The 25,085-nt window shown below is 67.7% G+C and carries 20 protein-coding genes and 8 pseudogenes; 15 read left to right on the top strand and 13 right to left on the bottom strand.

Going from position 1 to position 25,085, the window contains the following annotated elements; all coding sequences use genetic code 11:
• The first annotated feature begins 9 nt into the window (after positions 1-9).
• A complete protein-coding gene (locus tag OHT74_RS40685; protein ID WP_328623189.1) occupies positions 10-177 on the top strand; it encodes a hypothetical protein in 168 nt (55 codons plus the stop codon).
• Between the two features lie 279 nt (positions 178-456).
• Here OHT74_RS40685 and OHT74_RS40680 read toward each other — a convergent pair whose 3' ends face one another.
• Entirely contained in the window at positions 457-1,608 is a 1,152-nt protein-coding gene (locus OHT74_RS40680) for a hypothetical protein (RefSeq protein ID WP_328623188.1), read from the bottom strand.
• Positions 1,609-1,895: 287 nt separating this feature from the next.
• Between OHT74_RS40680 and OHT74_RS40675 the strand changes: the two genes are divergently transcribed.
• On the top strand, positions 1,896-2,921 hold the full coding sequence (locus tag OHT74_RS40675) for a hypothetical protein (RefSeq protein ID WP_328623187.1): 1,026 nt from the start codon (positions 1,896-1,898) through the stop codon (positions 2,919-2,921).
• A 30-nt stretch (positions 2,922-2,951) separates the two neighbouring features.
• Here OHT74_RS40675 and OHT74_RS40670 read toward each other — a convergent pair.
• Positions 2,952-3,472: pseudogene (locus OHT74_RS40670) on the bottom strand (transposase family protein); the annotation flags it as partial.
• 255 nt (positions 3,473-3,727) lie between these two features.
• Here OHT74_RS40670 and OHT74_RS40665 point away from each other — a divergent pair.
• Together OHT74_RS40665 and OHT74_RS40660 are read left to right on the top strand one after the other, a co-directional pair.
• A pseudogene (locus tag OHT74_RS40665) lies at positions 3,728-3,892 on the top strand (dienelactone hydrolase family protein); the annotation flags it as partial.
• A 124-nt stretch (positions 3,893-4,016) separates the two neighbouring features.
• Positions 4,017-4,367: a hypothetical protein gene (locus tag OHT74_RS40660; RefSeq protein ID WP_328623186.1), complete on the top strand. Its 351-nt coding sequence runs from the start codon at positions 4,017-4,019 to the stop codon at positions 4,365-4,367.
• A gap of 18 nt (positions 4,368-4,385) precedes the next feature.
• On the opposite strand, the gene istB is transcribed toward OHT74_RS40660, so the two are convergent.
• Together istB and istA are read right to left on the bottom strand one after the other, a co-directional pair.
• Positions 4,386-5,156 (bottom strand): IS21-like element helper ATPase IstB, encoded by a 771-nt coding sequence (gene istB, locus OHT74_RS40655; RefSeq protein WP_328623185.1) that lies wholly within the window; start codon positions 5,154-5,156, stop codon positions 4,386-4,388.
• The gene (gene istA / locus OHT74_RS40650) at positions 5,153-6,571 is read right to left on the bottom strand and encodes an IS21 family transposase (RefSeq protein ID WP_328623184.1); all 1,419 of its coding nucleotides are present in this window, start codon (positions 6,569-6,571) and stop codon (positions 5,153-5,155) included. The genes istB and istA overlap by 4 nt, the downstream gene beginning before the upstream one ends.
• A gap of 123 nt (positions 6,572-6,694) precedes the next feature.
• Here istA and OHT74_RS40645 point away from each other — a divergent pair.
• The 10 genes and pseudogenes from OHT74_RS40645 to OHT74_RS40600 all read left to right on the top strand — a co-directional run.
• A pseudogene (locus OHT74_RS40645) lies at positions 6,695-7,261 on the top strand (dienelactone hydrolase family protein); the annotation flags it as partial.
• A gap of 266 nt (positions 7,262-7,527) precedes the next feature.
• Positions 7,528-8,724 (top strand): IS110 family transposase, encoded by a 1,197-nt coding sequence (locus OHT74_RS40640; protein WP_328623497.1) that lies wholly within the window; start codon positions 7,528-7,530, stop codon positions 8,722-8,724.
• A gap of 101 nt (positions 8,725-8,825) precedes the next feature.
• Complete coding sequence (locus OHT74_RS40635; RefSeq protein WP_266673776.1) at positions 8,826-9,236, top strand: RidA family protein; 411 nt, start codon at positions 8,826-8,828, stop codon at positions 9,234-9,236.
• Between the two features lie 117 nt (positions 9,237-9,353).
• Positions 9,354-9,919: pseudogene (locus tag OHT74_RS40630) on the top strand (transposase); the annotation flags it as partial.
• Positions 9,920-10,023: 104 nt separating this feature from the next.
• On the top strand, positions 10,024-10,836 hold the full coding sequence (locus OHT74_RS40625) for an RICIN domain-containing protein (RefSeq protein ID WP_328623183.1): 813 nt from the start codon (positions 10,024-10,026) through the stop codon (positions 10,834-10,836).
• 357 nt (positions 10,837-11,193) lie between these two features.
• Positions 11,194-11,511 (top strand): hypothetical protein, encoded by a 318-nt coding sequence (locus OHT74_RS40620; RefSeq protein ID WP_328623182.1) that lies wholly within the window; start codon positions 11,194-11,196, stop codon positions 11,509-11,511.
• Positions 11,512-11,609: 98 nt separating this feature from the next.
• Positions 11,610-12,400: pseudogene (locus tag OHT74_RS40615) on the top strand (helix-turn-helix domain-containing protein); the annotation flags it as partial.
• A 589-nt stretch (positions 12,401-12,989) separates the two neighbouring features.
• Positions 12,990-13,205, top strand: a pseudogene (locus tag OHT74_RS40610) (NADPH:quinone reductase); the annotation flags it as partial.
• A 10-nt stretch (positions 13,206-13,215) separates the two neighbouring features.
• On the top strand, positions 13,216-13,449 hold the full coding sequence (locus OHT74_RS40605; protein WP_328623181.1) for a GNAT family N-acetyltransferase: 234 nt from the start codon (positions 13,216-13,218) through the stop codon (positions 13,447-13,449).
• A gap of 302 nt (positions 13,450-13,751) precedes the next feature.
• The gene (locus OHT74_RS40600) at positions 13,752-15,152 is read left to right on the top strand and encodes a glycoside hydrolase family 43 protein (RefSeq protein ID WP_328623180.1); all 1,401 of its coding nucleotides are present in this window, start codon (positions 13,752-13,754) and stop codon (positions 15,150-15,152) included.
• 211 nt (positions 15,153-15,363) lie between these two features.
• Here OHT74_RS40600 and OHT74_RS40595 read toward each other — a convergent pair whose 3' ends face one another.
• From OHT74_RS40595 to OHT74_RS42340, 4 genes and pseudogenes are all read right to left on the bottom strand, one after another.
• Positions 15,364-15,513: a prealbumin-like fold domain-containing protein gene (locus OHT74_RS40595; RefSeq protein ID WP_266614052.1), complete on the bottom strand. Its 150-nt coding sequence runs from the start codon at positions 15,511-15,513 to the stop codon at positions 15,364-15,366.
• Positions 15,514-15,734: 221 nt separating this feature from the next.
• Positions 15,735-15,842, bottom strand: a pseudogene (locus OHT74_RS42345) (YceI family protein); the annotation flags it as partial.
• A 108-nt stretch (positions 15,843-15,950) separates the two neighbouring features.
• Complete coding sequence (locus tag OHT74_RS40585; RefSeq protein WP_266674693.1) at positions 15,951-17,654, bottom strand: cellulose-binding protein; 1,704 nt, start codon at positions 17,652-17,654, stop codon at positions 15,951-15,953.
• 875 nt (positions 17,655-18,529) lie between these two features.
• Entirely contained in the window at positions 18,530-18,877 is a 348-nt protein-coding gene (locus OHT74_RS42340) for a hypothetical protein (protein WP_266674813.1), read from the bottom strand.
• On the opposite strand from OHT74_RS42340, the gene OHT74_RS40580 reads away from it, so the two are divergent.
• On the top strand, positions 18,773-19,033 hold the full coding sequence (locus tag OHT74_RS40580) for a WhiB family transcriptional regulator (RefSeq protein ID WP_266674803.1): 261 nt from the start codon (positions 18,773-18,775) through the stop codon (positions 19,031-19,033). The two genes, OHT74_RS42340 and OHT74_RS40580, sit on opposite strands and share 105 nt — an antisense overlap.
• Positions 19,034-19,136: 103 nt before the next feature.
• On the opposite strand, the gene OHT74_RS40575 is transcribed toward OHT74_RS40580, so the two are convergent.
• The 5 genes and pseudogenes from OHT74_RS40575 to OHT74_RS40555 form a co-directional block, all read right to left on the bottom strand.
• Positions 19,137-19,775, bottom strand: coding sequence for a hypothetical protein (locus OHT74_RS40575; RefSeq protein WP_328623178.1), 639 nt, complete (start codon positions 19,773-19,775; stop codon positions 19,137-19,139).
• A gap of 73 nt (positions 19,776-19,848) precedes the next feature.
• A complete protein-coding gene (locus OHT74_RS40570) occupies positions 19,849-19,995 on the bottom strand; it encodes a hypothetical protein (RefSeq protein WP_328623177.1) in 147 nt (48 codons plus the stop codon).
• 352 nt (positions 19,996-20,347) lie between these two features.
• Positions 20,348-20,791, bottom strand: a complete 444-nt coding sequence (locus OHT74_RS40565) for an RICIN domain-containing protein (protein ID WP_328623496.1) — start codon at positions 20,789-20,791, stop codon at positions 20,348-20,350.
• A gap of 18 nt (positions 20,792-20,809) precedes the next feature.
• Positions 20,810-22,426: pseudogene (locus OHT74_RS40560) on the bottom strand (glycoside hydrolase family 43 protein); the annotation flags it as partial.
• A 412-nt stretch (positions 22,427-22,838) separates the two neighbouring features.
• Positions 22,839-24,641 (bottom strand): family 43 glycosylhydrolase, encoded by a 1,803-nt coding sequence (locus tag OHT74_RS40555; protein ID WP_328623176.1) that lies wholly within the window; start codon positions 24,639-24,641, stop codon positions 22,839-22,841.
• Between the last annotated feature and the right edge of the window lie 444 nt (positions 24,642-25,085).

Raw genomic sequence — 25,085 nt, 5'->3', positions numbered from 1 at the left:
AGCATCGGGATGGCCCTCGACCTCCTCACCGGTACGGCCCCGGAAGCCTCCCCCAGCCCCGGAGGACTCGTCGTCCACACCGGCTCGGGCGGCCAGTTCCACCAGGCCTACCCCGGCACCGTCCCCGGCTACGGCGGCTACGGCGGGTTCGGCGGCGGGTTCGGCCCCTACTTCTAGGCCCCCACCCTCCCCTACCAACAACAGCACCAGGCGGTGCCCGCTCCTCCCGCCACACCAGCCGAAGGAGCGGGCACCCATCCGGCCGGCCTATGCATCAGCCGGGCCACCGAACCAGAACGGGCACTGCCAGGTCATCGGGCAGCGCCAGCACCCGCCGAGGGTGCAGCCTCCGTCACGACGCCGGTACGCCTGCGGGCCAGCTCCGCGCACCGGATACCGCCGCCGGAGTGCCACTCCAACACCGAGCCGGCGGCCGTTCCGTGCTCCTCGCACCAGTCAACAGGGACAACTCCGCCGCAGTCGTGCCGCTTGCACGCGCATGCCTCCCCCGGGCCGGCAATACGCCACCCCGTGACGGACCACACCGCCCGCCGGCCCCTCCGCAGCGGCACCCCGCAGACCGGCCGGCCAGGCCAACGTCACCCGCAGGCCACCCGACCCCGAACGGAACCGCTCGATCACCCGCACCTCCCCCAGCACCGCCAACGGGCCGGTACCGGGCGCGGCCAGCCGGCGCAACGACGCCCCGAACTCCCCCGCCGCAAGCTCCGCCAGCGCGTCGGCGTCCGCGTCGGTGGACCAGCCCGACAACTCGTCCTCGCCGGCCGCGTCGTCGGCCAGGTCCAGCCACGGGTCATCGAGGCGGAACCGGTGCGTGGCACCGTGGGCCCCGGCCAGCACCAGCGAGGCGACCGTCGGCCCCGTGGGCACTTCGATCTTGTCGTGAGTGAGGAGCCAGGCCACGACCGCGCGGCGGTCGAACCGCGGGTGCACGTCCGTACCGGCCACCGGGTCGGGGAAGTCGGGCTGCCGGCGGCGCCAGTTCACCACCGCGGCCCAGCCCACCCTGGCGATCCGCGCCACCTCCGCCAGGAACACCCGGTCACCGCCGGGCGCGGCTGGGTGGAGGCCTGCGAGCGGGGAGCGGCGGCCAGCCGTGACGGTGCGCACGGCCCGCCAGTCCACGGAGGGGCGGACCACCTCCAGCAGCGCGATCTCCTGGGCGTCGTAGAGGGGGACCGCGGTCACCCCGCCGTGGTGCTTGTAGTCGACGTCCACGGAGGCGACCGGGGACAGCCACCCGAGCCGGCCGGCGATCAGGTCGAAGTCGGTGCGGCGGACCCCGAGGCGGCGCGCGGCCTGGTCCGGGCCGAGGGGGACGTGCCGGTCGAGGAGGGCGGGCAGGTCCCGGCGGCGGGCGAGCGCGGCCACCTGGTCCGGGTGGACGTCGGGGAACTGCGTGTCCCCGCCGAGGCAGACCAGGAGACCGGCCCTCACGAGGTGGCCGACCACCGAGGCAGTCACCCTCGGCCGGAGGATCGGGAGCGGCTCCCCGAGGGCCTCCGTCAGCCGGTCCGCGGCCACCCCGGCACTGATCGGGCCCCGCAGGGCCGCGCGCACCTGCTCCGGGTCGGCGGCCTCCACCACCGCCCGCGACCACAGCCCACGGCCGGCGTCTGCCGGCGGGACCAGACCCGAACCGACCGCCCACCGCCAGGCCGCCAGGCCGCCAGGCCGCCAACGGCACCCGCAGCCCAAGTCTCTCCGGTGCCCAAAATCCGGGGTCAAGGCCCGTTCTGGAGGGCGGAGGTGATAAGCGAGAAAACCGCCACTTCGTGACGGATTGTCAGATTCGGTGGCGGTGAGTGCCGACACCGAGAGTCACGGCGGACGCTCTTATCTTTCACTTAGAACGTGTCCCTAGCGTCTCGTTCATGATGATGCAACGTGGTGCAGTCGGATCTGTTGTCCTCACGGCCGTGGCCTTGACGGCCACCGTCGGGGTGGCCGTCGCGGCTCCCGCCCCAGACAAGGCCGCCTCGGTGTCCCACGGCAAGGTGACGGACAATCTATACATGTCGCTCGGCGCATTCGAGGATGCCACGTCCGGCGAGGACCCTAAGGTCAAGGCCGCGATTGACCGTACGGACATCGGCGGCGTACAGGTGGTGGTGCCCTGGAAGGCCCTTGAGGGGAAGAAGGGGGAGTACAAGTGGTCGCGGCTGGACAATGCCCTGAAGTATCTCCAGGAACGCCACAAGAAACTGTTCGTCCAGGTTCAGGATCGGTTCTTCGATGTAGCCATGAAGGACGCCAACGTGCCCCAATATGTGAAGGACGAGGGCGGGGTCGCGCCGACGGTCGATGAGAACCCTGACAACCCCACCACGCATGGGGCCATGGCCGCGCAGTGGAACAAAGAGGTGCGAGCAGACTTCCAGGCCATGCTGAAGGCGATGGCGGAGAAGTTCGACGGCAAGCTCGCCGGGGTGAACCTTCCGGAGACTGCGGTCGAGGTGGACACCAAGAAAGATCAGACCAAGTACACCTCGAAGTCCTACATCGATGCCGAGATCGATAACATGCGCTACGGCAAGAAGGTCTTCACCAAGACGCAGTTCATCCAGTACATCAACTTCCTGCCGGGTGACGACGACCACAAGCGCATGAAGGAGATGTTCGACCTCGCCAGGGACAAGAAGATCGGCATCGGAGGACCGGACACCCTGCCGGACCGGAAGTACCAGATGGAGAACTCCTACAAGTTCCTCCACGAATACAAGGATGCCCTTCCCCTCGTCGCGATGGCCGTCCAGGAACCCGACATCAACGCCAAGGACCCCAAGACCGGTAAGCCTTACACGCGCGAACGGTTCACGGACTTCGCCCACGACTACCTCGGTGCGCGCCAAATGTTCTGGACCACCGAAGCAGACTGGCTGCAGAATCCCCCGGCATGACACGTGCACGTGTGCGGCCACTGAGCATTTTCAGCGGTAAGTCTCCAGAGTGAGGATGGCTTTGGTGACTGACGTCAGCTTGTTGGGGCTGCAGCGTGCTTCGCGGAGGATGCGCCAGGCCTTGATCCGGGCGATGGCTCTTTCGACGGGCCATCGGAGGCGGGAGTGTGCCCGGTTGACGGATTTCTGTTCGATCGTGAGGTCTTTCCCCGGTCGTCGTCGGTGGGGAACTGCGATGGTGTCTCCGGCTCCCTGGTAGGCCTTGTCGGCCAGGACGGGGATGCCGAGCCGGACGCATGTGGCGATGATCCGGTGTCGGCGGGCCGCGGTCAGATCGTGGACCCGGCCTGCCAGAGCGGGTGAAATCCAGACCAGCTTGCCGTCCGGTGCAATGATGACCTGCAGGTTCACCCCGTGGCGGCGGCGTTTTCCTGAATAGTCCGCGCGGCTGTCGCCGACGAGGTCGCACTCGGCGAGGTCCCTTCGAGGAGGACATACCGGGCGTCGGCGGCTCTGAGGGATGCGGTCAGGCCTGGTGCCCGGGCGGCCAGGGTGCTGTTCGACCTGCTCCTGGAGATCTTCGAGGAACGAGGTGTGAGCGTCATCCTTCGGTGAGAGCCTGTGAACAAACCCCGTCTGCGCGCAGCGGCGTCCGGTGCGCCCGCCCTTCGGGCGGACGGCGGTTTGTTCACAGGCTCTGAGCTGAACCGCTGACGGGGTGGTTCCGGAATACGCCAGAGACCTGCCTTCTGCCAGCGGCAGAACACCGGCCCGACCGGGCTCGACGATCACTACAGTCCAGGTTCATGACGACAGTTACAACGCGCACGATCGACTACGCGGCCGACGGCCTGACGATGATCGGGCACCTCGCGCTCCCGGCCGGTGTCGACCGCCGGCCCGCGGTCCTGATCGGGCCTGAGGGGGTGGGGCTCAGCGACGTCGAGCGCCGCCGGGCCGATGCGCTCGCTGTCGACGTACGAGTGGAAGGCCCCAGCTCGGTACGGATGAACGTCCCCAGTTCGGTGGCTCGGATCGTGATGGTGCGAGGATGTGCGGGTGGGGACTCCTGGGGCTTCTTTCCGCTGGCAGCGCTTGATCGAAGCGCTTGCGGTACTTGGTGCGGACTCGGCCGATCAACTCGCCTGGATCGACAAGCACAAGGTCGTGACCGACGAGCTGGCCCTGGAATTCGATGACGCCTTTCGCCTGATGGCCGACCGCCAGCAGGAAGAGTTCCTGGATGCGGAAGCCTCGGGCAAGCTGCAGCTGATTGACGCGGTGCTCGAGGAGATGAGCGGCAGTGAGAATGCCGAGCGTTGGTCAAGGGAAGCGCTGGCCACCGACGCAGGGTGGCGTCAGGTTCGGTCCCTCGCGCGCGACCTGCTGGTCAGCCTGCAGGGTGATTGGCGTCGGCCACTTCCCGGGATTCACGTCGTGCGATGACAGGATCGGGCAGTTCGTTCAGGCCACGTCGGTGTCCCGTTCGATGGCTTTGAGGCGGTTCTTGAGTCGGTAGCTGGGGCCGTTGATGGAGATCACGTCGCAGTGATGCAGGAGGCGGTCGAGGATGGCGGTGGCGAGGACTTCGTCGCCGAACACCTGTCCCCATTCGCTGAAGGTCTTGTTCGAGGTCAGGATGATCGAGCCCTTTTCATACCGCTTTGAGATGACCTGGAAGACCAGATTCGCTTCTCCGCGTTCGAGGATCTCGTAGCCCACCTCGTCGACGACGAGGACACCCGGCCGCAGGTAGGTGCCGAGCTTGTTGGCCAGGCGCCCGGCTGCCTCGGCGGCTTTGAGGTTGCGGACCATGTCGTCGAGGCTGGTGAAGTAGACCGAGTAGCCGGCCCGGCAGGCCGCGACGGCCAGAGCGACAGCGATATGTGTCTTGCCCACTCCCGGCGGGCCCAGGAGAGCGGCGTTCGCCTTGGCCTCGACGAATGAGAGGGTGGCCAGGTCCTTGACCTTGCGCGGGTCGAGGTCGGGCTGGAACGAGAAGTCGTACTCATCGAGCGTCTTGTGGTGCGGGAGCCGGGAGAGCCGCAGGCCCTGGCGGAAGCGGCGGTCGTCGCGGACGGCCAGTTCCTCGGAGAGGACCAGGTCGAGGAAGTCGAGGTAGCCCATCTTCGCCTCGTCGGCCCGGCGGGTGAACTCGTTGATGGTTTCCGCGAGGTGGGGCAGGCCGAGCTTGCCGGCCGTGGAACGGATGCGGTTGCCGGTCAGCTCGCTCAAGACGGTTCCTTCGTCGCTCGATGGGTGGTGAAGGGACGGGTGCCGGTCAGCTCGTCATAGACCGACAACGGCCGACGTCCGACCTCGATCCGGGTGGCCGCGGCCCTGTTCAGCAGTGCCTGCAACGGGCCTGTCTCCTCGCCCCGCGGCCGCTCTTGCCGAGGCTGGATGGGGATGTCGCCGGTAGTGGTCCGGCGGTTCTTGCCGGTGGGCAGGCCGTCCCAGTGCGATTCGTCGACGACACGGGCACCGCGGCCGATCGCCCGGGGATGGGCGGCCAGCAGTGTGCTGCCATGGATGTCGGCGAGGGTGCCATGCAGCATGACCTGGGACTTCGTCGCCCGGACCTCGACCAGCTGACGAGCACGGACTCGCCGGGCCGGCACGGAGTAGAGGTTCCCGTCGAAGGAGACCAGGCAGTCCTTGCCGACGTGCCGCAACTGCCGCTCGGCCACCAGATACGGCACCGACGGCAGCGGCTTGAGGGCCGCGTGGTCCCTCGCGGCCCTCTCCGCGATGACCTCCCGGTGCGTCTGGTGGATCTGGGCCCGCCGCAGCGGCACCCAGGCGGTGAACGCGGCGTCCATCTCCTCGACGGAGGAGAACGACCGGCCGGACAGAACGTGGTCGCGGACGATCAGGACCTGCCGCTCGACTCGGCCCTTGCCCTGCGGGCGGTAGGCGGCCAGCACGTCGATGTCGAAGTCGTAGTGGCCGGCGAAGCCGACCGCTTCCGGATGCAGCGGGACCGCCTCACCAGGGGCAACGTGGCGTCGGACGACGGTCTTGGTCCGGTCGTAAACGATCGTCATCGGCGCCCCGCCGAAGTGCGCGAAAGCCCGCCGGTGGCAGTCGAAGAAGGTCTGCAGGTCCTGGCTCGTGGTGAAGCAGCAGAACGGATCGCGCGAGTACGACAGCGTCATGTGGAAGGAGTAGACCTTCGGGATGCCCATGTGAGCGAGGATCTTCCCCTCGTCACCCCAGTCGACCTGGGCCTGAGCCCCCGGGATCACCTCGAACCGGCGGTGCATCCCCGCCAGTTCCTTGGGCGTGATCCCGAGTTCCTCGGCGATCCGGGGCCGGGCCGTCTGGACGTAGAGCTTGACCCGCTGATAGTTCCCGGTGAACCCGTAATCCTGGGTCAGCCGCTCGTGGATGACCGCGGCCTTCATCAGGACCTCGGCCCGGAGCATCGAGTCGATCAGCGGCCTAAACTCGTCGATCACCCTCGCCCGAGACCGCCCACTCGGCGACCGCCGCGGAGGCGTCGCCGGACCCGGTGCCGACAGGTATTTGCGGACCGTCTTACGGTCCAGCCCAGTTTCCCTGGCGATCTCCGACAGGCTCATCGCCCCGGACTCCAGCAGGCCGCGAAAGCGTCGAAGCTCCAGCCAACGCTGCGGATCCAAGACCACTGCCAGCCCCCTCCGCCGCCCGAATCGACCAAGCAGCAGAGTGCCGAGCAGCAGGTCTCACCGCATCAGCAACTGCCCCTTTTCATTCGTACGAGGCTGGGGACGTTCACGTGTACGCCGACACTCGCCGAGCTGGGATACGTGGCGCTGGCCTTCGACCTCCACGGCGGGCGCTATTTGGGCGACCCTGAGGAGATGTTGGCCCGTTGCATGCCGCTGCTCGCCGACCCCGACCGGATGCGAGGCATCGGCCACGCGGCGCTCGACGTGCTCCGCGCCGAGCCGCGGACCGACCCGGACCGGATCGCCGCCGTCGGCTACGGCACCGGGGGCGCAATCGCGCTGGAACTCGGGCGCGACGGCGTCGACCTGCGCGCGATCGCGACAGTCAACGGACTGACCACGGGCCGACCAGGCGAGACGGCGCGCATTCACTGCCCGGTGTGGGCCGGGGTCGGGTCGGAAGACCCGATCATGCCGCCCGCGCAACGGGACGCATTCACCGCCGAGATGCAGGCTGCGGGCGTCGACTGGCGCCTCGTGGTCTACGGCGGCGCCTTGCACGCCTTCCATCACCCACCGGTCGACCACATCGTGCTTCCCGGGGTCGGTTATCACCCTCAGCACGCGCAGCGAGCTTGGCGGGACGTCGTCGACCTGCTCGCCGAGTGCCTGCCCATAACGGAGTGATCTGGGCAGACTGGGGATTGTTCACAGGCTCTGACCTTGTCCTACCTTCCAAGCGTGGTTCTGAGCCGGTCATTCGTAAGATCGGCAGGGCCCAGGGGTTCGGGGTATGGCTGTGAGCTTGTCGCCGTTGGATGGCTCAAAGAACTTGGCCGCCCTGGACCCCGCGACGACTCGACCGCTAATTGGGATACGCGACTCGATCGCTTCGTAGGACAACGTCGGCGAGGTCGTCTGCGGGACTGTTCTTGGACGACGAGCTGGCGGAGGTGACCGTGCCCCAGATCTGGGCCGGAGTGGACATCGGCAAGAAGCATCACCATTGCGTGGTGCTCGACGCACAGGGTGAACGCCTGCTCTCGCGGCGGGTTCTCAACGACGAGTCGGCCCTGCTCGAACTCATCGGGGATGTCCTCGCGCTCTCCGAGGACACGCTCTGGGCCGTCGACATCAACCACGGTGGCGCCGCCCTGCTCATCGGGCTCCTGCTCAGCCACGGCCAGCCGATGGTCTACCTCACCGGCCTGGCCGTGCACCAGGCCTCGTCCGGATACCGCGGCCAGGGCAAGACAGATGAGAAAGACGCCTTTGTCATTGCCGACCAGGCCCGCATGCGCCGCGACCTCGGCCTGCTGCGAGCCGGCGACGAGAAGGCCGTCGACCTGCGGATACTGACCACCCGCCGCACCGATCTAGTCAGTGACCGCACCCGCCAGATCAACCGGCTGCGAGCCCAACTCCTCGAGATATTCCCTGCGCTGGAGCGGACTCTCGACCTGAGCAACAAGGGGCCCGTCATACTCCTGACCGGCTACCAGAGTCCGGCTGCCATCCGCCGCAGTGGTGCTCGACGCATCGGAACCTGGCTGAAGAACCACAAGGTCAAGAACGCGGACGCCGTCGCCCAGGCCGCAGTCGAAGCGGCCCAGTCCCAGCAAACCGAGCTGCCCGGCGAGAACCTGGCCGGCACTATGGTGGCCCGTCTCGCGAAGGGGGTGATGGCCCTCAACGCGGAGATCGCCGAACTCGACGCTCTCATCGAAGCCCGATTTTACGAGCACCCGCACGCTGAGGTGATCCGCAGCCTGCCAGGCATGGGCGCCCTGCTCGGCGCCGAGTTCATCGCCGCCACCGGCGGCGACATGGAAGCCTTCGGGACCGCCGACCGCCTAGCTGCCTTCGCCGGCCTATCCCCAGTGCCACGTGACTCAGGACGCGTCAGTGGCAACATGCGTCGGCCGCGTCGCTACCACCGCGGCCTCCTGAGGGCCTTCTACCTCTCCTCGATGGCCAGCCTCAGATCGTGTCCTGCCTCGCGGACCTACTACTGGCGCAAGCGGAGCGAAGGGAAGGGGCACAAGCAGGCACTGCTCGCCCTCGCCCGCCGGAGAGCCAACGTTCTCTGGGCGATGATCCGCGACGGAGCGTGCTACCAGCCCTCACCATCCGTCACCGCAGCCGCTTGACATCAGCATTGGGAAGTTCTTTAACCTCACGTCACTGCGGAATGCTTGCCGGTGGAGAAAATGCGGTGCGTGCTGGCACCACGCTGGTCAGACTCGCTGACATGACTGAGAAGATCACCCGCATCAACCCCGAGCAGCTGCATGAGACACCCGGCTACCACCACATCACCGTGGTGGAGGCAGGCCGTACCGCCTATCTGGCGGGGCAGTGCCCGCTTGATCGGAATGGTGACCTCGTCGGTTCCGGTTCCCTCGAGACGCAGGTCGACCAGGTTGTCGCGAACGCGCTCGCTGCCCTGGCAGCGGTGAGTGCCCAGCCTGAACATGTGGTGCGGTCAGTGATCTACGTGCGGAGCGATGAGAGGGACATTCTCGGAGCCGCATGGCGTCGGCTCACCGAGTCTGCCCTGGGGCCGGCATTCACCACCGCCAGTACGCTCTTGGGCGTCGCCCAGCTGGGCTTTCCGGGACAGCTCGTCGAGGTGGATCTCACCGTGGCGCTGCCTGACTGACTTCGAACGGCGTATCGAACTGGGTAGCCCAGCTGGGCATTCGCGGGACGCTGGGGCGGCCTTCGTCTGATCATGTGCTCCGACCAAGGTGCAGCGATCGAGACGAAGGCCGTGAAGGTGAGTCTGCTGCCTGACGCCGGTCCCGGGGAAGCGTTCGCGCAAGCGTCACGCTTCCGGGAGGACCTATTCGACTGCCTGACCGTGCGCGGGGACGAGCTGTTCGAGCTCGTGGACGCATTGCTGTGCGCGGACGGCCCGGTGACGTCGCCGGTGGATCTGACGCTGGTGGCCGAGCACCGGCGTGGGCACGGTGCGATGTACGAGGCGTTGAACCACGGGAACGTGGACGTACCCCGGTTGCGGCAGGTGCTGGCCGGTCTACCGATGCCGCGGGCCGACGACGGGCGCCTGGTCCTGGCGGTTGATGTCAGCAACTGGCTCCGCCCTGACGCGCCGACCAGCGCGGATCGCCTGTTCTGCCACGTCTACGGCCGCAGCGGACGGTCCTCGGACCAGTTCATCCCCGGCTGGCCGTACTCGTTTGTCGCCGCCCTCGAATCGGGCCGGACGTCCTGGTGCCAGCTCCTGGATGCCGTCCGCCTCGGCCCGAGGACGACGTCGCCGAGGCCACTGCCTCCCAGCTCCGCCGGGTGGTCACCGACCTGATCGAGATGGGCCGCTGGCAAGGACCTGGCTGATCATCGCCGCCCGCAGCCGGTCGCCCTGGCTCTTTCCCCTCGGCCGTACCCAGCGCGACTTCGCGCCCAACCGGCTGTGGTACGGGCCGGTGAGCGGTGGCGGCCTGCTGTGCACCGTCGACTGCTGGGAGCAGGACGAGAGCGGCGCCTACGAGCAGTACGACGGGATTCTCTACGAGTTTCTGCAGCAGAGTCTGGAGGACCTCAAAGACCCCACGACCTGGATCCAAGCTGTTGAGGAATTCGTCGCGGAGGGGTTCGCAGGAGGCCTCGCCAGTCTTTTCATCGAACTGGTGGCCCATGCCATCGCCATTGGGATCGCGGCCATCATCGAGGCCTGCACCTCTTGGATGGCTGACGACCACGTCGCCACCTCTGTCCTCGCCCTCACCCTCGACGCCCTGAAGGACATCACAAGCCAGGAATACACCCTCTACGTCGACGGGCGGGACCACGGAGAGGGAATGGCCTACCTCTACCTCCAGCTCGACAGGATCAACCAGCCGCTGCGCACGGTGCTCAACGTCTACAGCGGCAAGGCCCTGGACGTACCGGATGGGAACCGCAACGAGCACGTCTACATCCAGCAGTACGAACCCAACGGCACGGAAGCCCAGCAGTGGCTGTTCGAGGAAGTGGCCACCAACCAGTACGTCGTGTGGAACGCCGGCAGCATGCGAGTCCTGGACCTGAGGGGCGGGTGGACGGACAACGGATCCGACATCTGGCAGTTCGACTACAACGGCACTCCCGCGCAGATCTGGCAGCTCGACGCTTTCGGAGACGAGCGCGTCTTCAAGCACCCGCCCCAGGTCGATCACGACCCGTTCGGCCGGATCCCCGGCCGCTCGGCAGGTCTACTGTTCCCCGACCTGCCGCAGGGATGCCGAACGCTACCGTGACCAGGCCCGCGAGCAGGACCGAGCCCGCCGCCTCGGCGAAACGCCTCACCCGGCCGCGGCCTCGCCTCCCGTGATGCCCGGCCTGCCGGCGACACCCAAACCCGCGACACGAGCCGTCTACCGCCAGGCTCCGGAACGGGACCCACTGGAGCCTACGGCAACCCGCAACTGCCCCCACTGCCAGCAGCCCGTCACCATCGTCGCTCTCCTCGCAACGCCGGAAGTCGCCCGGCCCTCCATGCCGACCGGGCTTCCCGATGTCGTCCCACTCCGCAGGGCTCCGTGACAGCGCCATCAACGGGTCGGCAGCCTGGAAATCCAGCTGCCGACCACAGGCCCTGATGGCAGAGTCCGCCCATGGTCTTCCTACGTTGTGAAGCGGTCCGGTGGGTCGATGACGAACCCCGGCCCGGCCTGATCGAGGTCCGCTTCACCGACGCCCACCATCAGCAGTGGGCCTTCATCGACAAGTGGCCCGTCTTCGCCGGAGGCGACAACCTGGCCCCCGACTCCCGCTACCCCGCCGAGGTCAGCATCCTCTGCAACATCCTGACGACCGGCAACACCACGGACACCTCGGACACGGTCAAGATCTCCGTCACTCCTTGGGGACTCGAATCGCTCGAAGGGCACGTTGAGTTCGAGGTGCGGGCTGATCAATTGACTACCAGCTGAGGTTCACGATCACCGGGCCCCGCCGACCTGACGGTCGACGGGGCCCACGCATGCTCTCGGGCTCCCCATCTTCCCCATACCGTTCACGCTGCAACGAAGTGAGGCGAAGAGCGACAGCGGCCGTTTTCAAGAATCCCCATCACGTCCGTGAGATCGATGACGACGAGGGCCGGCGGCTGCTGCGGATCATCCGCAGGGGTACCGGGTCGGTGGTGACCTGGCGGCGAGCCCAGATAGTGCTGCTGTCTGCGCAGGGCATGCCGGTGGCAAGGATCGCCGAGGTGTCGTTCACCAGCGATGACCGGGTCCGCGATGTGATCCACAACTTCAACGCCGCTGGCTTCAGCTCGCTGTATCCGAAGTACCAGGGCGGCCGCCCGAAGACGTTCACACTGCCCGAGCGGCGCGAGATCAAGAAGATCGCGAAGTCCAAGCCGACCGAGCACGACCTGCCGTTCTCAACCTGGAGCCTGACCAAGCTGGCGGACTTCCTGGTCACCGAGGGGGTGGTCGACAACATCAGCCACGAGGGCCTGCGCATCCTGCTCCGCGAGGAAGGCGTCTCCTTTCAACGCCTGAAGACCTGGAGAACCTCCCGCGATCCGGACTACGCAGCCAAGAAGGCACGAGTCGAGCACCTCTACGCGATCGCCGACGGCGAAGTCATACCCGAGGACAGCGAGCCCGAAGTCATCTTCTGCATGGACGAGTTCGGCCCCCTCAACCTGATGCCGCACCCAGGCCGACAATGGGCCGAACGCGGAGGCAAGCACAAGGATCCCGCCGGTGGCCCAGCCGACGGTGCCGCGCGACCTACAACCGCTACGGCGGAGTACGGCACCTGTTCGCCGCCCTGGACCTGGCCAAGGACAAGCTCTACGTCCACATCACTGCAAACCGGTCAAGCGTCGGTGCACATTCTGATACGCCATGCGAGGGGCCGGGGCTTCGGTTGAAGAGCCCAGTCCGCACTGCTCGGCCCGACGTCCGTGGCGAGGTCGAAAATCCCAGGTCCGGTCTTCTCGCTTGGCGGGGTTCGTTCGCGATACCGGGAGGTCTAGCCAGGCACGCGGCACCGCTACCGTCCAGCTCCGCATAACGATCACCACATTGGGTGTGGAAGGGGCGGTCGGCGGGGCGGGGTCTGTGGCTGTGGCTCGCCGAGTTTCCGTACATCACGAGGGTGAAGTCTGGGATGCGCACAAAGGGGCCGGTCGCAGTCTATCTGTACGAACCAGAGCTCTGGGAAGCGGTCTACGACGCCCAGCGGGAGATTTTGGCGGCGCTGCGCCATCCGCACGCACACACCACCCGGAAGGCCTGCGCGAGGACGGCGGGCCTGCCCGTCTTAGGCCGGGACTTGTCCGCTCGGCTCAGTTGACGGTGACGGTGTAGGTGATGCGCTCGGGCGCCTGGGAGGCGGTGGTCGCCCCCGTGGTGGGTGTGGCGGAGGGCCCAGTTGCCTCGGGAGGCAGGGCGAGATCCCCTTCTGGCCGCTGCTGTTCAACAACGTCACCCTGCGACTGCTCGGCAGCGACGACTTCCCCGCCGAGGCCAAGCGCCAGGCCGCCCGCGACCTCACCGCCGCAGCCGCCGTCGGCGCCCGTCACCCGCTGGACGACATCGCCAAGGCCCACGACCACGTCGACGCCGGCGGTGGCCACGGCCGCATCCTGCTCACCATCCCCCAATAGCGCAGACGGAGTGCTGGCCGGCCACCGGGGGAGGGGCGTCGCGCTGGCGATGAAGCTTCTGGCGATCAGCTTCGCGCGTTCGCACGGCGTGCACTGGATGCGGGCCTTCCACCACCCGGGCAACGCTGCGGCCATCGGCATGAACCGGCGGCTGGGCTTCGTCGAGGCCGACGTGCCCGTCCGGGACGACGGATCGGGTCGGGCTGCCATTCCCGGCCGGGCAGCGGGACGACCTTGCGCGTGACCTTGACGCGCTACTCGGGCTGACCCATAGTGATGGCCACCGAGCCGCTCTCATCTACCGCGTGACCTGGCTGAATTGATTGTTAGCGCTAACATTCGATCCTGCTTCCACCGTCCCCGCACTCCCGACGGGCTGGGCTCCACGGAACGGGGAGCAACCTCCCGCCCCGGGACGTAACGTCCGCGACCACCCGCGGGACCCGTTGCATCCCGTGGTCCGGGCGCCCCCGCCCAGCACTGCGACGGTGCATGCCGTGACTGCCGAGAACGGCCGCCCGCCCCCCCACGCACCCTGGAGCGCAAATGACCGCAACAACCGGCCCCGGCCCCCACCCGTCGCGACGCCTGTTCTTCGGTATGGCCGCCACCGTCCCGCTGGCCCTGTCCGGAACGCTGGCCCTGGGCGCACGGCCCGCCTACGCCGCGGACGCGGCCTACGTCATGGGCTACTTCACCGAGTCCGCGACCATGCTGGAGGCCGACTACGGCCTGCACCTGGCGGTCAGCACCGACGGCCTGCGCTGGATGCCGCTCAACCAGAACAACCCCGTGGTGACCCCGACCGCGGGTGCGGGCGGTCTGCGTGATCCGTTCATCATGCGCAAGCAGGACGGCACCTTCGTCGTCCTCGCCACCGACCTCAAGGGCACCGACTGGGGCTACAACAGCCAGTACATCCACGTCTGGGACTCCGCGGACCTGCGCACCCTCACCGGCTACCGCCGGCTGAAGCTGCACGACATGGTGACCCACAGCTGGGCACCCGAGGCGTTCTGGGACGCCGGCCGCGGCGAGTACGGGATCATCTACTCGTCGGTCAATGCCAGCGGCCACAACGTGCTCATGGTGAACTACACCACCAACTTCCAGACGGTGACGTCCCCGCAGGTCTTCTTCGACCCCGGCTACGACATCATCGACGGCAACCTCGCCGTGGGCGTGAACGGCGTCAACTACCTCTACTACAGGGGGAGGGACCAGGCCCTCGTGGGCGCGCGGTCGACCACCCTGCAGCCGGGCAGCTTCACGCCCTTCAGCACGGCGGCCGCCCACGGCGGCACCGAGGCGCCGACCCTGGTGAAGTCCCTGACCTCCGGATCCTGGTACCTGTGGGGCGACACCTACACGCCGAACGGCGTCTTCTACGCCTGGCAGAGCAACGACCTCGCCGCCGGCACCTGGACCGCGCTCGACCAGCGCGACTACACCCAGCCGCTCAACTCCAAGCACTGCACCATCGCGACGATCACCACGACCGAGTACGACAACCTCGTGGCGAAGTGGGGCAGCCCCGCCTGGAACCGGCTGAAGTCCTACAACTACCCCGACCGTTACGTCCGTCATGCCAACTCCGTCGGCCGGATCGACGTCTACCCGTTCGACCCGTACACCGACTCGCAGTGGAAGCTCGTACGCGGCCTGGCCGACAGCGCGGGCGTGTCCTTCCAGTCGGTCAACTTCCCGACCCGCTACCTGCGGCACTCCAACTACGACCTGCGGCTGGAAGAGAACGACGGCACCGCGACCTTCGCCGCGGACGCCACGTTCCACAGGACCGCCGGCCTGGCCGACTCCTCCTGGTCGTCCTTCCGTTCGCACAACTTCCCGACGCATTACATCCGGCACACCGGCTACGTCCTGCGCATCGACCCGATCGCCACCACCACGGAGAAGGCCGACGCCACCTTCCACGTCGGCTACTGACGGGGGTCGGCTCGGGCCTTTGGCGTCACGGCCGTTGGGAAACGCCGGCCTGGTCCCTTCGGGGTGAACCCGAAGGGACAGGCGGTGTGTGGGGAGATCGACCCGGACGGGCCCGTCGACCGTACGCGGTGGGGCAGGGGGAAGTCCGGTTACGGAAGGTGAACGCGGGCGCGTGTCTTGACGCGCACCGCGCGGGGCTGGCTTCATGTGCCTACGAATGGGAGTGCTCCCAGCGGTGCGGTGCTTTGGTCTCCTGCCAGTAGTAGCTCCCCAGCGGGACGGTCGCGGTGCAGACACCGTCGGCGCCGGTGGTGCAGGTGGCGCCCACGGACGTGTCCGGGGCGGCGCTACCGGTCTGCAAAAGGCCGGAGATCAGCAGCGGGGCGGGGCGCAGCGATCGGCGCTGCCTCCTGCGGTGCGCCAGACGTAGCGCCAGTTCCGGTAGATGCCCCGCATGGTGGCATCGGTGGAGTCTGCGAACAGCACCGACCCGGTCTCGTCCCGGAAGGTCAGAACGGCGTCGAGGAGTCGCCGTTCGATGCCCTGACCCCGCCAGGCGGGCAACACCGCCAGGTCCCCGAAGATCGCGAAGTCCTCACGCGGCAGTTCCACGGTGGCCCGGAACGCAGCCGCCTGCGGGCCACCCCACGGGCCGGGACCGGTGCCGAGGTAGGCCAGGTCCAGGTCAACGACCCCGGCCTTGTTTGTTACCTGACCGCCGGCGCGGAGGCCGACGGCCCGGCGCGCACGCCACGGGTGGGTGGCGTGGCTGCCGGGCCGTCGGTCACTCACGCGGTCTCACTTCCCGTGCAAAGCCTTGCGGCGACGTCCGCGAAGCACCAGGACGCTGCCGGCAGCGATGACCAGCAGGCCACCGATGGCGCTGTACGTGACAGCGTTGCCCGCCCCGGTGGAAGCCAGGCCGCCGGACGTGCTGCTCGGGGTCGGCTGGCCGACGGGTGCGCCGATCCCCGCCTGCGCACGGGTGCCGGTCGTGCCGGAGACAACCGGTGTGGGGACGGTCGGCGTGGGGACGGGCGTCGGCTTGTCAGCGCTAGCAGTCCCCGCCGCGGGCTTCAGCTGAAGAGTCGTGATCGAGTACGGCGGCAGCGTCTGTGCGACCGCCGTGCCCCGCTCCGCCGTCGTCAGGGCGGTGCCTTCCTTGGCATACGAAACGGTCGTGACCGCCCCGGCGGCCGGGGTGAATCCGGCGTACGAGAGCGACACCTCCGCCGCGTTCTCCGGGCTCTTGTTGGTCAGCATGACGTTCAGACCGCCGTTGCTGCTCCGCACCGCGTGCACGGTGACCGACGAGTTGCCCGAGGACGACTTGACTATGGTGTCACCAGGCTGCGCCAGTGCGGTCAGCGAGCGGATGCCCCAGTAGGTGGGGAAGGTTGTGTCGCGCGGCGGTTGGCACTTCCCCCCGGCGCAGGTTCCAGCGGAGAGAATGCCCCCGTCCTGGTAGTCGGTCTGGCCGTGGACGGTGGTGGGTGCTTGGTCCGTGCCGTTGTGCAGGTTCCACCAGTCCACGTGGGTGGCACCCTGCTCGAACCAGGTCATGTAGGTGTCCGGCGCGAACAGGGCCGCGGCCTGGCTGGTCAAGGCGGGCGAGCCGACGCCGTCGGTCTCGGTGACCGCGATCTCCACCGAAGCGGCGCGCGAGCCCGTGTACTTGGCGATCAGCGAGCGCAGCTCGGACGTGGTAGCGGCGATCTTGGAGGGGGTGTTCAGCAGGTCGGCCGTGGTGGTGCCGCCCGGATACCAGTGGACGATGACGAAATCGATCGAGCTTCCCGCGATGGAGAGCACCGTGTTGTTCCAGTCGGCGGTGTCACCGGGAGCCTTCTCCTTGTCCGGCCAGCCGCCGGGGGTGGTGAGCACCGCTCCGATCTTCACCGTCGGGTCCACGGCCTTCATCGCCTTCGAGTAGGCGACCAGGTTCTTCCCGTACTCCCTCGGGCTCTTGTCGGCGTGATCGTCCCTTTCCCAGCCCTTGCCGTTGCCGTAGTGCCCGTTGCCGTAGACCTCGTTGCCGATCTCCCAGTACTTAACGCCGTAACCCTTGTCGACGTTGGAGTACTTGACCCAGTCGGCGGCCTCCTGGGCGGTGCCGGAACCGTAGTTCGCGGTCAGGATCGGCTGGGCGCCGACCTTCTTCGCGATGTCCATGAAGCGGTCGAAGTTGGTGTTGGAGGGGATCCAGCCCTTGCCGTCGCCGGAGGTGTGGGTCTTCCAGTGGTATTCGTCCGCGCCGGAACCGCCGGGATAGCGCAGCTGCCGAACTCCCGCGGCCTTCATCAGCGAGGTCACATTGGCGTCCCCCATGTGCTCGTCGCCGAAGCCCAGATTGAGGCCGACACCACTGCTGGGCACCGTGCCCAAGGAGGCACCGGCATTCACACTGATGTCGACGGTCGGCGCGGCGCCCGCGCTGGGCGCCAGGGCGCCGACACCGGCCGAGGCGGCGAGCACCGCCCCCGCGACAAAGCGCCGGCGCATCCGGCTACGGCGGGGCGTGCGATCCGAGGGCATCGGCTGCTCGGCGGATCTCGGGTCGTCTGATGACACGTGGGGCTCCGATCGGGTGTTGACATAGAGGGCGTAGCGCCGCTGATCACGGCTCGCCCTCGTCGGTACACCCCTAAGTGGCCACTCAGAGCGGAAAGGTTGCCATCTCAATCATTTTTTCTCCGAGACGCGGTCGCACCGTCTCACCGGACCCGGTGGCCCCGTGACACGCCCGGGCTGGTCCTTGCCGCCGGGGCCGCGGGCAGGAGCGCCACCTCGGAGCGTCTATCAGTAGGTGCCCGTCCTGGCGCTGGATAGCTTGCTCCCGTCCACCACCGCGTGACGCCACCGGTGGTGCCGCTCGTTGGGCCCGGGTGACAACTCCTCCCCCGCTCCCGTCCGACCCCGGCGACCGGCCGCACCCGGCGGCGGCCGCAGCGGGCTGCTACTTGCGCCCCGACGGCACACCCGCCGTCCCCGCACTGACCGTGACCGTGCGGTCGGCCACCATCGGCCCGGTCAGACGAGTGCGGCTGTGCCGCTTCGCAAGTGACGTCTGCGGGGTAACGGTCGTTGAACGTGAGTCAGCGCAGTGCACACAAACCCCGAGTCCCGTCATGGTCTCGGGGTTTCGTGCTGCCCGGCAGGCACCCCGGCCCGGTCTCACAGCTCGGACCGGCGACGCCGAGGACGATCCGCCCCCGACCCGGTGGACCGACGGCTCCGAACTGGACAAATGGTTGTGCCCAACACCCTGCTTAGCCTGTGCCGCATCTTGCTTCGGCGCACGATACCCCCAGGTCAGCGGGTTATGGAAACAACCCCTCCCTCCCGTCCCTGGAGGCCGGGCCGACGGGTAAGACCGATCACACGAAGGCCAGTCGTTGCTGCCGCGCAACCCAGCTGCGGCCAAGCGCACGTTCACCCGTAGGAGTTGCTGCCTGATTCCGATGTTCCGTGCCCCGCCCGATTGGCGTACCGTCACCGAACTGCCAACGTCCCATGGTGGGGGGCAGGCCGATCGGGGAGAGGACGGCATGGGGGCGGTCGCGGGTGATGACGACGAATGGGGCGAGCGGGCACTTTGCCGTACTACTGACCCCGAAGAGCTGTTCGCAGAAGGCGCCGCCCAGAACAGGGCGAAGGCTGTCTGTGGCGGCTGCCCGGTGCGCACGGAATGCCTCGCCCATGCTCTTGATCAGCGTATCGAGCACGGTGTCTGGGGAGGTATGACGGATCGGGAGCGACGCGCGCTCCTACGCCGGCGCCCCACGGTGACGTCGTGGCGAAAGCTGCTGGAGGCCGCCCGCAGGGAGCACGACCGGTCAGCGCGTGCCGCAAACGGAGCGGGCTGGCAGGCAGCCGGCTGACGCGGTCGGTACGAAGCCGACGAGGCGACCCCTCTTCACAAGTCCGCGTTTAAACTCCGCGGCCTCGCCCGAGGGGCCAACCTGACACGGGGGGCCGAAAGGCTCACCCCAACATGGGCTCGAGGACAACGTCGATCGTCAGGGCGAACCGGGGCCGTGTGGTGCGACTGGTGCCTTGAGCCGCCTGGAGAGTCCGATCGCTGCTGCTGCCGAGCCACAGCCCCACGACGAGATCGGGAAGGTACTGCTCCATGGGGACCGCAGTGTGCCGGATCGCTGCGTGGCCGACGGTGAACTGCTTGGACGAGGGACGGGCGGCGGCACCCTCGACGGCGGCAAGGAACTTCGCCGGAACCACGAGAACATCCCCGGTGCCCCGAATCAGCCAGTACACCGCACTGGCACTGTGCTCCAGCAGGTCGTGCAGCTGACGGCGCTTGATGGTCCACGTGTCCTCGCGCCCGGTGCGCCCCGGCGTCAGCGCGGTGGACTTCTTGACTTGGATGAGGTCTCCCGTCCGCAGCTGCAGCCGGCCGGGCACGCGAACGTCGACGACGACCCCGATGTCGGCGCCGTTGGTCCGCTCCTCCTTCTTCGTCACGGTGCGGTGACCGACCCGCAGATGCGGGTCGGTCACGCCCGTCAGCCGCGCGTGAGAAGGAAGGGCGGAGAACTCGCGGACGAGGCCTTCGAGCAGCGTGGCGGTCAGGTGCTCTTCCTCGGCCGCCCCGAGGTCGTCCATAGAACCGGCGAACCCAGCAACCGCGCGACGAGTCGCACCCCGAACAAGACCCTCTGGCCCCAATACCAGTGACTTAGAGCGGTTTGCGCTGCTTGTTGGCGGAGACGGTGCGGTAGTGCAGTGCGATCCGGACTGCCTCGGCGGGGTCGCGGGTGGGTTGTGGCCAGTTCCGGTGCGGGATGCGTTTGAGTTTGTAGTTGGACATCTTGCGTTCGACCACGTGGCGGTTGCTGCGTCGTCGCCGTCTCGGCAGGAGCCGGGCCAGGATCTCGCGGACCCCGTCGAGCAGTGCGCCGGCTAATCGCGCAGCGGGAAAACGCGACCTGCCGTGCCTGGCACACGGCTCAGGGCGGCGCCACGTCTCCCGAGCGCGCGGCGCGGCACGCAGCGGTCAGGACCGGGCAACCCGGCGTTCGATCCTCTTCAGAAAGGGTTGCCGTCCGGTCCAAGATTCTTTCGGACCTCGCTGTCGGCCGTGCGACCTCGGGCGCGCGCAGACCGAAACTCCCCCTGCCCAGCGGGCAGGGGGAGTTTCGGTGGGCTTGAACCGGATACCGGTGTCAGCAGGAGGACTAGCCCGTGGAGCCGACGCGGACGAGCTTCCACTGCTGGTTCACGCCGCCCCAGTCCGAATACTGGACGATGTCGGTCCCGTCGGCGGAGGAGAAGCCCGGTACCTCGACGGCCTTCCCGCTGTTGCGGTTGATCAACCGGACGTATCCGTCCGGTGAGTCCACCAACCGGAACTGCTGGTTCACACCACCGTGGTCGCTCCACTGGTGGATGGCGGCGTTGTCGGCCGTCGACCAGCCGGAGACGTCCAGCAGCTTGCCGGAGTGCCTCGCCTTCAACCGGTAGTAGCCGCCACCGGAGTCCACGAACTGGAACTGCTGGTTGGGCCCGTCGTACCGGGCCCACTGCGTGAGCGCGGCGCCGTCCGCGGAGCTCACGCCCGCCACGTCCAGTGCCTTGCCGCTGTTGCGATTGACCATGGCGTACCAGGCGTTGGTGTCCACAGGGGCCGCTTGCTCCGCCGGCGCGCGCAACTCGAAGCGTTCCACCAGCACTTCGCCGCCGAGGGCCCGGGTGGCGTGGTTGAAGACGGCGAAGCGGTGGCCCATGAAGAAATGAGGCCTCTCGCTCATGGTGAAGGCCGGGCCGAGCCGGGTGAAGGTCGTGCCGTCGGTGCTGTAGGAGAACGTCGCCTGGCGGCCCGGCCCCGGGCTGATGTCGGCGGCGGCGCGCAGCCAGACGCGGCCGCCGGACGCGGGGAGGTCGGCGCGGGCCTGCTCGGTGCCGGTGCTGCTGGTGTTCCAGCTGGCGTCCATGGTCAGGCCGTCGAACATCACCAGCCTGCTGACGCCGTCCTGCCGTGTGACGCCAATCCAGGCGGAGGAGTCCCGCAGCATCGCCAGCCCGGCCCGGTCGCCGTCCGCCATCCCGGAGCAGTCGAGCACGACGGTCGCGGTGGAGGCGGGGCCCTGGATGCGGCGGGTGAGGGTGTTACGGGCGTTGTAGAGGTCGTCGGTGACGGTGGCGGTCCTGAGGGTGAGCCCGTTGTTGACGGTGAACGCGGCGGTGTCGGGGTTGTGGTTCCACTCCCAGTACGGCGCCAGCGCCGTTCCCTGGAAGGTGTCGGCGCCGGTCATCGGCGGGAGCGGGTGCGGGGTGACCGGGTAGGGGTATGTCTCGCCCCACGTGCCGTTGACGGTCTGGAGCTCGGGCCAGCCCTCGGCGTTCCAGGTGACCGGGGCCAGGGCGGGGACGCGGCCGCCGGGATAGGCGTCGATGAAGCCCATGTAGTACCAGTCGCCGTTCGGGGTGTCGACCAGCGAGCCCTGGTGCGGTATGCCGCCGCCGGGGATCGGGCCGGGCAGGTTCAACAGCACCTCCCGCATCTTGTACGGGCCGAAGGGGCCTGATATGGATTTCCAGATGTACTGGCCGTTGGGCGGGCGGGTGACGAAGATGTAGTAGTTCCCGTTGATCTTGTAGAAGCGGGAGCCCTCCATCAGGTGCAACGCGTCGGGCTTGGTGAGCACGTGCTCGGACCTGACCTCGGTGCGCATGTCCGGGGAGAGCTGCGCGACGTGGATCTCGTTGGCGCCGTACGCCACGTACGGGGTGCCGTCGTCGTCGAAGAGCAGCCCCGCGTCGTAGTAGATGCTGCCGATCTCGGCGTGCCGGGTCCAGGGGCCCGCCGCGTCGGTGGCGCTGTATACGTACGACCGCTGCCAGCCGATCTGGCCCAGCCAGTAGAAGGTCTTGTCGCTGGGGCGATAGCGCATCGAGGACGCGTAGATGCCCGCGACGTACGCCCGCCCGCCGTTGAGGTCGTACGCGTCGCCGAAGTCGAGGACCGGCACCGAGTGGCCGATGAACTCCCAGTTGACCAGGTCGTAGGAGCGCAGGACGGGCGCGCCCGGCGAGAAGTGCATGGTCGAGCCGGTGTAGTAGTACGCGTCGCCGACGCGGATGACCTCGAGGTCGGCGAAGTCCTGCCAGATCACCGGGTTGGTGAACCGCTCCTGCTGGGCCGTCGTGGCCGCCGCCGCGCTCGCGCCTATCGCCGTCAGCGTGTTGCCCGCGACCAGGCCGACGGTGGCCGCCATGACTTTCCGGCGGCTGTGGGGGTGTTGGAGCCAGGACATACGAGATCAGCTTCCTCACGCGTGGGGGACCGAGAGCCGAAGTGTTAGCGTTAACATTTCCGAGGACGAGCCGTGCAGGGGGTGATCTGAGTGTCCCTCAGCATGTGCAGGAGCAGCCAGAGTGTTTGTCATTTCTGTCTACAAGAGGCCACCAAGGGGAAGCGAATGCTCCGCATCGGAACGAACAAGGGGACCGAGGGCTAAAGTTCGACATATCGGACATGATTCTGAATGTCGAACGAGAATACCAGCGTGCCATGGCGCCATGCCCCGGGAGCGCCGCGCCCTGCACCTCGTTAACGTGACCCGAGGGCTGACCCAGGCCGGGCGGCGAGATGAAGCCGTCGCGCAAAGGCCCTGGACGACAGGGTCGGGCACCGGGTTGCCGGCCCGGGCCCGACCCTGTGTTGGTTCAGCTCTTGCCGGTCAGGCGCCAGACCTGGTTCTTTTTGGTGGCCAGGGCACTGGCGGAGTCACAGGTCCACTGGTGGACCAATGCTCCGACGGCGGTGGAGATCCCGCTGACGTCCACGCACTTGCCGCTGTGCACCGCGACGAGCTGGTAGTCGTTGGCGGCGACACGCCGCAGCGTGAACTGCTGGTTCGTGCCGCCGTGGCAGGTCCACTGGTGGACCGCCTCACCGTCGGCGGTGGAGACACCGCGGATGTCGAGGCACTTGCCGCTGTGGCGGTTCACCAGGGAATAGGTGTCCGCCACCCCTTGCACCGGACGGAAGTCGAACCGCTGTTCCTCACCGGCGCCGCAGGTGTACTGCCGGTACTGAGTGCCGTCGGTGGTGCTCTGGTTGGGGTCGTCCAGGCAGTGCCCGCTGTGCTGGGCGACGGCGGTTGACGAGAGGGTGGACTGGCCGGTGGTGAACTGCCACCAGTTCATATTGAACAGGTACCCGCTGCCACCGGCGAAGCGCAGGTACAGATCGTGGGTCCCGGTCGCACCGGTAACAGGGCACGAGACCGTGCTCCAGGTCTGCCAGCCTCCGGTGCCCGACACCGCGCATGTCCCGACCGTCGGCCCAGTAGGACTGTCCAGGTGCAGCTCAACTCGGCCGCCGCTGGTGTTTGATGCCACCCTGGCGGTGAACGAGCCGGCACCGGTGCCGAATGCTACGCCCTTGACCTTGATGTAATCGCCGTTTTCAATCCAGCTGATGTTCATCCCGCCCTCGCTGGAGGGTTCGGTTTCGATGCCGCTGCCCCACGCGATGGACTCGGCTTCCTGGCGGACATAAGGATCGAGCGTGCCGGCCTGCGGCGCCCCGGCCGTCGTCATATTGATCGTCGGGATCGTTCCGTCAGCGTTGTAGGAGAACTTCTCCACTGCGACCGAGCGGGTGAAGCCGCCGCCGCCCGGGAGGGCGCCGTTGTGATAGAAGAAATACGAGTTGCCCTGCAAGTCCACGATGCCCGCGTGGTTGGTGAAGCTGTTGCCCTGGGCGGGCATGACTGTTCCACGGTATGTCCACGGCCCGGTCGGGCTGGGTGCCGTGGAGTAGGCGATGAACTCCGAGCAGCACTTGGCCGCATACACCATGTAGTACAGGCCGTTCCGCTTGTAGACCCATGGTGCTTCTTCGTACAGCGTAGGACGGTCGGGGTTGTCGGTGCGGGACCCGAAGCCCTCGGTGGTGAGCGGAATTCTGACGGGGCTGCCTGCGTAGGACGTCATGTCCGCGTTCAGCTTGACGTACCAAAGGTTCGGGTTGCCCCAGTACAGGTAGGCCTGGCCGTCGTCGTCGATGAAGACGGTCGGGTCGATCTCACTGTTCTCCACCAGCGGGTGGCCGAGGGCGTCCCGGAACGGGCCGGTGGGGCTGTCCGACACCGCCACGCCGATGGCGAATTGGCCGGTCGCCCGGACCGACACCGGCACGTACCAGTAGAACTTGCCGTCCCGTTCGACGGCCTGGCCCGCCCACGCGTTGGCGCCCGCCCAGCTGAAGGTGTTCAGGCTGAGCGGTGAGCCGTGGTCGGTCCAGTTGACCATGTCGGCGGAGGACCACACCCGCCAGTCATTCATCACGAAGGAGGAGGTGGAGCCGTCCTCGTCGTGCCCGGTGTAGAGGTAGACCCGCCCGTTGTGCACCAGTGGGGCAGGGTCGGCGGTGTAGACGTGCTGCACGATCGGGTTGTCGGCCCTGGCCGCTGTGGGATGCACCGCGGCGGGAAGGACGGCGAACGCCAATATGAGGATCATCAGCACCCAGGCTGCCCGGGCGAGGCTCGTACCGGCGGCGGGTGACCTCACTGCAGTCGGGTGAGCCGTTGGCCTGTGGACGGCGGCACTGGCCATGGTGTGGTCCTTCCTGGTGCTGCGCGTCGGGGACTGAGCAGCTGGTCAGATGCGGAGGAGGGACGTTGCTGCGCTCGGGGTGTGGTCAGTGTGAACCGTGCGATGCGGACGGAGCCGCCGAGCGCTGGCGCTCCGTCAGACCGTCTTCGCCTACTCGGATGCCGGGTGGGCGGCCGCTGCCTGCACGGGAGTTGGTGGTGTCGGCCATTGTGCTGCCTTTCGGTCGTCCGGGCCGGTGACCGTGTCCCGCATCGGGGCGGCTGGTCATCTGGATTGGTGCGCTGAACTGCGCGAACGGACTGTTTGTCCGGGGCGGCGGCAAGACGTGACCCCTGCGGGGTGGGGATG

Origin of the sequence: Streptomyces sp. NBC_00354, assembly GCF_036106915.1 — a bacterium.
In the GTDB taxonomy this organism is placed as follows: domain Bacteria; phylum Actinomycetota; class Actinomycetes; order Streptomycetales; family Streptomycetaceae; genus Streptomyces.
Note: the sequence above shows the minus strand (reverse complement) of the source record. Positions and strands in the feature narration are given on the sequence as shown.